Annotated in this window: 5 protein-coding genes; all 5 read right to left on the bottom strand. The window is 63.1% G+C overall.

The annotated features are described in order from the left end of the window. On the bottom strand, positions 1–746 hold a 746-nt coding region (gene mraY, locus KVT38_RS23335; RefSeq protein WP_217596150.1), incomplete at its 3' end, for a phospho-N-acetylmuramoyl-pentapeptide-transferase. After that, complete coding sequence (locus tag KVT38_RS23330) at positions 746–2194, bottom strand: UDP-N-acetylmuramoyl-tripeptide--D-alanyl-D-alanine ligase (protein ID WP_217596149.1); 1449 nt, start codon at positions 2192–2194, stop codon at positions 746–748. The genes mraY and KVT38_RS23330, both read right to left, overlap by 1 nt. Continuing rightward, complete coding sequence (locus tag KVT38_RS23325; protein ID WP_217596148.1) at positions 2191–3678, bottom strand: UDP-N-acetylmuramoyl-L-alanyl-D-glutamate--2,6-diaminopimelate ligase; 1488 nt, start codon at positions 3676–3678, stop codon at positions 2191–2193. Before KVT38_RS23325 ends, KVT38_RS23330 begins: the two co-directional genes overlap by 4 nt. Positions 3679–3917: 239 nt before the next feature. After that, positions 3918–5867: a stage V sporulation protein D gene (locus KVT38_RS23320; protein WP_217596147.1), complete on the bottom strand. Its 1950-nt coding sequence runs from the start codon at positions 5865–5867 to the stop codon at positions 3918–3920. 126 nt (positions 5868–5993) lie between these two features. Beyond that, entirely contained in the window at positions 5994–8312 is a 2319-nt protein-coding gene (locus KVT38_RS23315; RefSeq protein WP_217596146.1) for a penicillin-binding transpeptidase domain-containing protein, read from the bottom strand. Positions 8313–8327: the final 15 nt, after the last annotated feature.

The following is an 8327-nucleotide window of genomic DNA, read 5'->3' as shown; positions in this document are numbered from 1 at the left end:
AGCAGCTCGGTTTTGGTCAAGATCGCGACCGCGCCGATCCCGCCGCCAAGGCCGAGGGAGCCCGAATCGCCCATGAACACTTTGGCCGGATGCGCGTTGTACACGAGAAAGCCGAGTACCGCCCCGACGACGGCCGCCGAAAAGATTGCGGATTGCTGCTGTGTCGCCTCCAGCGCCACGATGGCGAACGCGCCGAACGCGAGCGCGCTTGTCCCCGACAGCAGGCCGTCGAGTCCGTCGGTGAAGTTCACCGCGTTCGTGGACGCAAAAAAGATGATGACGACCAGTATGTAGTACGCCCAGCCGAGGTCGAGCGACCAATCCGTCCCGGGCACGCCGACGGCGGTGCTCAGGTCCATCCGGTTGATGATGAAGCAGAAGACGATGGAGACGAGAAGCTGTCCGAAAAGCTTCTGCTTCGCCGTAAGGCCCAGCGAGCGCTTCATCGCGATCTTGATGAAGTCGTCCAGGAAGCCGACGAGGCCGAAGCCGAGGCTCGCCACGAGCAGCGCCCAGAACGGCCAGCCGCGATCCGAGAACTTCAGGAAGGCGATGGTCATCGCGAGCAGGATGATGATGCCGCCCATCGTCGGCGTACCGCTTTTTTTCAGATGGGACTGCGGCCCGTCGTCCCGCACCTGCTGCCCGAACTTCAGCCGGCGAAGCATCGGGATGCAGAGCGGGCCGAGCAGCACGGCGAGCAGGAAGGAGACGCCGAGCGTCCAAAGCGCAGAGGCGTAGTCCATCAGCGTCCTCCCTCCTCTCCCGCCGTCAGGCGCCGCACGATCTCTTCCATGCGCATGCCGCGCGAGGCTTTGACCAGCACGAGATCGTCAGGCTCCACGAGCGACAGCAGCGCTTCGGCCAATTCGTTTTTATCGGCGAAATGCTTGACGACGCCGGACGGCATCGCGCTCGCGGCTGCTTCCGCCGTATGGGCGGACAGCGGCCCGTAGGCCAGCAGGCCATCGGCCTGGCCCTGCGACAGCTCGCGCCCGATGCCGGCATGGAACGCCGCCTCGTCCGGGCCGAGCTCGAGCATGTCGCCGAGCACGAGCCATTTGCGGCGGTAGCCCTGCAGCTGCGCGACGAGCGAGATCGCCGCGCGCACCGACGCCGGGCTGGCATTGTACGCGTCGTTCAGGACGAGCGCGCCGCTGCGCGCCTGGACGCGCTCGATGCGCATGCCTGTCAGCTTCGCCTCGGCCAGCCCGCGCGCAATGTCCGCGTCGGCGACGCCGAGCCGGCGCGCCACCGCGATCGCCGCCAGCGCGTTGACCGCGTTGTGCCGGCCGGGTATCGGCACTTCAAAGCGGGCGGCCTGCGCTTCGCTCTCCTGCGCAGTCGAGCCCGCGGCGCCGCCGCCCGAAGCGACAAACGTCGCGCGCTCGGTATCCATTGCGATATCCGTCGCGCGCAAATCGCATGCCGCGGATTCGCCGAACGTGATCCATCCGGCGGCGTCCGCGGGCAGCGAGACCGCAGCAAGCTCTTCGCGAAGCAGCGGCTCGTCGCCGTTGTAGATCAAAGTCCCGCCGGCTTTCAGCCCTTCGACGATCTCCAGCTTCGCCTGCGCGATGCCGCGCCGCGAGCCGAGATGCTCCAGATGGGACTCGCCAATATTCGTGATGACGGCGATGTCGGGCTTCGCGATGCGGGAGAGCAGCGCGATCTCGCCGAAGGCGCTCATCCCCATTTCCAGCACGAGCACTTCCGTATCGCGGCTCGCCCGGAGGATCGTCAGCGGCAATCCGATATGATTGTTAAAATTGCCTTCGGTCTTCGCCGTCCGGTATACAGTGGCGAGCGCCGAAAAGATTAAATCCTTGGTCGTCGTCTTGCCGTTGCTGCCGGTGACGCCGACGACCTTCGGCTGCCAGCTCGCCAGGTACGATTCAGCCAGCCGCTGCAAGGCGGCGAGCGTATCGTCGACGAGCAGCAGCGGCAGCCCAATGTCCGCCGGCACCGCGCGGTCGCGCTGCCAAAGCGCGGCGGCCGCGCCGGCGCTCGCGGCCTTCTCTATGTAGTCGTGTCCGTCGAACCGGTCGCCGGCGATCGGCACGAACAGTTGTCCCGCCCCGATCGACCGCGAGTCGATCGATACGCCGGCAATCCCGGCTTCCGCGCCGGCCGGCGTTCCTTGCAGCGTCGCGCCGCACCATGCGGCCGCTTCGCTAAGCGTCGCTCTTATCACAGCATCGTGCTCCTTATCGCGTCGCGCGCCGTCTGCCGATCGTCGAAGTCGTGCGTCACGCCGCCGATAATTTGATAGGTTTCATGCCCTTTGCCCGCTATCAATACTACATCCCCGGGGCCGGCCATTTCAACCGCTTTGTGAATCGCCGAACCGCGGTCCGGCTCAAGCTCGTAGCGGTTCGGATCGACCGCGTCTTCCTTGAGCCCCGCCTCGATATCGCGCAATATCGCGAGCGGATCCTCCGAACGCGGATTGTCGCTCGTCACGAGCAGGACGTCCGCAAGACCGGCCGCGATCTTGCCCATGATCGGCCGCTTCGTCCGGTCCCGGTCGCCGCCGCAGCCGAATACGCAGATGACCCGGCCCTCCGCCAGCTCCCGCACGGCGCGCAGCACATTGTCCAGACCGTCCGGCGTATGGGCGTAGTCGACGACGACCGCGTACGGCTGTCCCTCGTCCACGGCCTCGACGCGGCCGGGAACGCCCGGCACCGCCTCCAGACTCGCCGCGGCGGCGTCCAGCCCAATGCCTTCGCACAGCGCGGCCGAGAGCGAGGCAAGCGCGTTGTATACGTTAAACTTGCCGACCATGCGCAGCTGCACGCTTCTGGCGCCGCGGAACGTCTCGACGTCGAACGACGTGCCCCGCGACGAGATGCGCACGTTCCGGGCGCGTACGTCGGCTTCCCGCTCGATGCCGTAGGTGACGACTTCGGCAGCGGTCAGCTTGGCAAACTTGGCCGAGACGGGGTCGTCGGCGTTGAGCACGGCGTACGCGCGCTCCTCGGGCATGGTGCCATAATCGTTGCCGAGCCTCGAAAAGAACAGCCCTTTCGCATCGGCGTACGCTTCCATCGTGCCGTGATAATCGAGGTGGTCCTGCGCCAGGTTCGTAAAAATCGCCGTCCGAAACCGGGTTCCCCAGGTCCTGCCCTGCTCCAGCGCGTGCGAGCTGACCTCCATGACCGCCCGCTCCGTGCCCGCCTCCGCCATGTCGCCAAGCAGGCGCTGCAACGGCAGGATGTCGGGCGTCGTGCCGGACATCGGATAGCTCGCGCCGCCGTACCTCGCTTCGATCGTGCCGATGACGCCCGGCGAGATGCCGGCATCGCTCAGGATTCGCTCGATCAAATAAGTCGTCGTCGTCTTCCCGTTCGTCCCGGTCACGCCGATCGGACGAAGCTTGCGCGAAGGATGTCTGTACCAACTGTCGGCCAGCACGGCGAGCGCCCGTCTCACGTCGGGCACGACGAGCTGCGGCGCGGGCAGCGGCAGCTCGCGCGACACGACGAGCGCCGCGGCGCCCCGCTCCAGCGCCTGCGGCGCAAAGTCATGGCCGTCGACCGTATGGCCCGGCAGGCAAAAAAACAGCTGCCCCGCTTTCACCGCCCTTGAATCCGCTTCGATTCCTTGAATCGCGACGCCGCCGTCGCCGACGATCCGATGCAGCAGCAGTTCCTTCGCTAATTCATTCAATTGCATCGCACGCTCAGCTCCTTCGACTACAAAAAATTGCTCTTTAGCATTTTTGTTGAATGGTTTGCTTGGATCGGAATTGAAGTTCGCTTGATTTTCCTATGCGTACATTATCCGCCAGGACGACTTTTCAAACAAGGGCAAGGAAACACTTGGCAGCCCGGCCCGAAATCAACGTCGGATAAAAGATACGAGTCGAGGCGCGGCAACGCGTCCGCCCGCCAGCGGCCAGACGCCCTCCCGCTTCAGTCCGCCCCTTGCCCGGCAGGCGCCTGCTCGCCGTCGCTGCCGAGGTAAATGCGGATAACCGAGCCCTTTTGCACCCGCTGGCCGGCTTCGGGCGCCTGCCGCAGCACCGTGTCTCCTTTTCCCGAGGCGGACAGCTGAAAGTTCATGTTCATGTCTTCGTACAAATCCGTCACCGACTTGCCGACGAGGTTCGGCACGTTCACCATCGGCAGCTCGCCGAGCTTGTATTCCTTGCCGATCTGGTCCTTGCGCGGCTCGACGCCGAGATACGGCAGCGCGTCGGCCATAATGTTGCGCACGATCGGCGCAGCCACGACGCCGCCGAACTGGATGCCCTGCGGATTATCGACGGCGACGTACACGATGAGCTGCGGATCGTCCGCCGGCGCGAAGCCGATGAACGAGACGATATGCTCGCTCGCCGAGTATACGCCGTTAATGACTTTTTGCGCCGTCCCCGTCTTGCCCCCGACCCGGTAGCCGTCTAAAAACGCATTGCCGCCCGTGCCCTGCGCCACGACGCTCTCGAGCGCTTCGCGCACCTGCTTGGACGTCTCCGGCGTGATAACCTGCCTCACCAGCTCAGGCTCGATCTCCTGCAGCGTCTCGCCGGTATCCGGGTTGACCCACGCCTTCGCGACATGCGGCTTGAACAGCTTGCCCCCGTTGACCGCGGCGGCGACCGCCGTGATCTGCTGGATCGGCGTCACCGACACGCCCTGGCCGAACGCCGTCGTAGCCAGCTCGACCGGGCCGACGTTCGCCAGCTTGAACAGGATGCCGTTTTCTTCCCCGCCGATATCGATGCCTGTTCTTTTGCCGAAGCCGAAGTTTTTAATATATTCGAACAGCTTCTCCTTGCCCAGCCGCTGCCCGAGCGCCACAAAGCCCGGGTTGCAGGAATTTTCGACAACCTCCAGGAACGACTGGCTGCCGTGTCCGCCCTTCTTCCAGCAGCGCAGCCGCGCACCGCCGACCTCGACGTAGCCCGGATCGTAGAACGACTCGTTCTTTAAATTCACTTTGCCCTCCTGAATGGCGGCGGACAACGTGATGATCTTGAACGTGGACCCCGGCTCGTACGTCATCCAGATCGGCAGGTTGCGGTTGTACACTTCGGGCGCGGCTTCCTGATAGCGGTCCGGCTGGAACGTCGGCCTGCTGCCCATCGCCAGAATCTCTCCCGTCTTCGGATCCATCGCGATGGCGATGACGTCCTTCGCCTGGTACTTCAGCATCGCCTGGTCGAGCTCCCGCTCCACGATCGACTGAATTTTCTGGTCGAGCGTCAGCTGCAGCGTCAGTCCGTCTCTCGGCGGCTGGTAGGCTTCCGAGGAATTCGGCATCTGGCGGCCGGCGGCGTCGGTCAAAAACGAAATGTTGCCGCGCGTGCCCGACAACAGCTGGTTGTACTGCTTCTCAACGCCGGTCAGACCGCTGTCGTAGCCGGTGATGCCAAGCACCTGCGCCGCCATCGTGCCGAACGGATAGAAGCGCTTGTTGTCTTCCGCCACGTAAATGCCGGGCAGCGCCAGATCACGAATCTGCTGCGCCAGCTCAAGCGTAATCTTGCGCCCCCCGGGACGAAGATTCACATTGCTGGCCTTCTTTTTCAGCATCTCCAGCACTTTGTCCCGGTCCATGCCGATGAGCGGAGCCAGCTTGGCCGCGGTGCCTTCCTTGTCCTTCACCTGCGCCGGCACCGCGTATACGGTCGGCGAACTGACGTTATAGGCGAGCTTGATGCCGGTGCGGTCGGTGATCGTCCCTCTCTTCGCTTCGAACGGAATCTGGCGCCGCCACGACTCCTCCGCCTGCTCGGCCAGCTTGCCTCCCTTGACCAGCTGTACGTATGCGAGGCGCGCGATCAGCGCCATAAATCCGATCCCAACCGCGAGCAGCGCCAGCAGCAAACGCCGCCTTACCGTCACTTGCGAGATTCTCACGCAGGTCAGCCCCCTCCCCGGAATATCGGTGCGTTACTCCCACCCTATTCCATGGAGAAGGGGCTTAGAACAAGCTATGCTTGTCTAATGCCGGTCCTGCCGGACAAAGCTCCGGCGGAAGACGCGTCAATCGCCCGCTTCTTCCACCGCGCTCTCGTCCACGTCCGCCGCGCCTGCGCCGTCGCTTGCGCCGCCGCTTTGGTCCTGCTTGTCTGTCGCTGTTTGGGTCACGGACTTGGTCGCGGCCGGCTCGATCGTCGTGCCCGCAGGCGGCGACAGCGTCAAGGCGATGGACAGCTTGTTCTCCGTCCGGGTCGCCTGCTGGCCTGAGACGTAGCCCTGTCCGCTTGCCGTGCAGGAAGCGCCGAGCAGCGAGCACATATCAAGCGCATCGCGAAGCGACAAGCCCTTCAGGCTCGGCACGCTGCCGAGCGTTTTTTCGGTCATCAGATACACATGCTGGGAGGTCGGCAGAACGGTGCCCGCTTTGGGAAGCTGGGACACGACTTTGTCGCCCTTGCCGAGCACGATCGCCTCGAACGAGCTGTTCCCCAGCTTGCTTTTCGCCTGCGTCACCGTCTGGTTCGTCACGTCGGTCACTTTGGCGGTGACGGGAGCCGGCGTCGCTTCGGGGTCGTCCTTCTTTTTATCGTCGGCATCCTTTTTGACATCGGGCAGCACGCCGAGATGGAGCAGCGATTTTTGCATGATCTCCTTAAAAATCGGAGCGGCGACCGAGCCGCCGCCGAGCGTCTTGTCGTCCGGCTCGTCTACAAGCACGTAGAGCACGACCTTCGGGTCCTCTACGGGCGCGTAGCCGATAAACGACACGACGAATTTGTCCTCGGCGTAACCGCCGGAAGCCTGAACCTTCTGCGCCGTGCCGGTCTTGCCCGCGATCCGGTAGCCGTCGATGTAGGCGTTGCGCCCCGTCCCGATCTCTCTGTCGCTGACGACCTGTTCGAGATATTCGCCGACCTTTTTGGACGTCTGCTCCGAGATGACCTGGCGGATGACCTTCGGCTCGGTCACGACCTTTTCGCCGGTGTTCGGATCCGAGATCGACTTAATAATGTGAGGCGTCATCAGCTTGCCGCCGTTCGCGACGGCGGCGACGGCAGCGACCTGCTGGATCGGCGTAACGGATACCGCCTGTCCGAATGTCGCGGCCGCGTAGTCGCGCTCCCAAGTCAGCTGCGTCGTGCCCGCGATCTCGCCCGCAAGCTCGATGCCCGTCTTTTGTCCGAAGCCGAAGTTGTCGATGTACTGCTTGAACTTATCTTTGCCCAGCTTCTCGTAGCCCAGCTTGACGAAGGCCACGTTGCTCGAGCGCTTCAAGCCTTCCAGGTATGTGATCTCCCCCCAGCCGCCGCGCTTGATGTCGTTGACGGGCTTGGACTTCGGGATCGCCACGCTGCCGGACATATACTTGTCGTTCGGGTTGAACAGCCCTTCCTGCACGGCGGCCGCCAGCGTTACGATTTTAAACGTGGACCCCGGTTCATAGATGGACTGCACCGCGTTATTTTTGAACGAGGACAGGTTTTTGGCATAATCCCAATAATTGTTCGGATTAAAATCCGGCAGGCTGACCATACCGAGGATGTCCATCGTCTTCGGATCGGCCGCGATCGCGGTCATGCTGAGCGGACGATACTCCTCGTAAGCCGCTTTCATCGCTTGCTCCATGTAGTATTGAATGTCGCGGTCGATCGTCAGCGAGACGTTTTTGCCGTCCACCGCCTGCTTGGCCTCGATCTCCCCGTCGGCGAGCTGCGTCCGCTTGCCGTCCTTCCGGTATGTAATGGAACCTTCTTCGCCCTTGAGCTGATCGTCGAGCGTCCGCTCAAGCCCCATTTTCGCGTCGCCTTCTTTGCTCACATAGCCTAGTATCTGAGAGGCGAGCGAGTTGTTCGGATAATAACGCTTCTTGTCTTCGATGAGATAAATGCCGACATCCTTTTTGCCGGTCAGCTCGCGCAGCTGATCTCGGAAGGCGGTCAGCCGGTCGGCGACCTCCTTGTCCATTTTCCAGCCCTCGGGCTGCACCTCGCGCTGCACGTAGTACTCGCCTTTTTCCGTCTTGGCTTCCATGATCTTGCGGAGGTCGGCTTCCTGCTTGCCGATAATGTTGTGCACCTTCGACGCGATCTGGTCGATCAGCTTCCATTCGGGGTGCGCGGCATTCAGCTGCTGAATAACCTTCGGGCTGAGCGCGAGCGTATACGCCGCCGCGTCCGAAGCGAGAACGATCCCCGACCGGTCGGTAATCGTGCCGCGATCCTGGACGAGCTTTTTTGTCGTCACCCACGTCTCTCGCGCCTTTTCCGCCCAGAACTCGGCATGCGCCACCTGCACCCAGTAGATTCGTCCCCATAAAGCGACAAACAGGAGGGTGATTACCCCTCCCGCCAGCAGCGTGCGCAATTTAATTCGTTTCGTCATGCCCCTCACCTTCCG

Origin of the sequence: Cohnella sp. GbtcB17 (assembly GCF_019091135.1) — a bacterium.
Taxonomy (GTDB): domain Bacteria; phylum Bacillota; class Bacilli; order Paenibacillales; family Paenibacillaceae; genus Cohnella.
The sequence above is the reverse complement of the archived record's forward strand: the minus strand, read 5'-3'. Positions and strand labels throughout refer to the sequence as shown.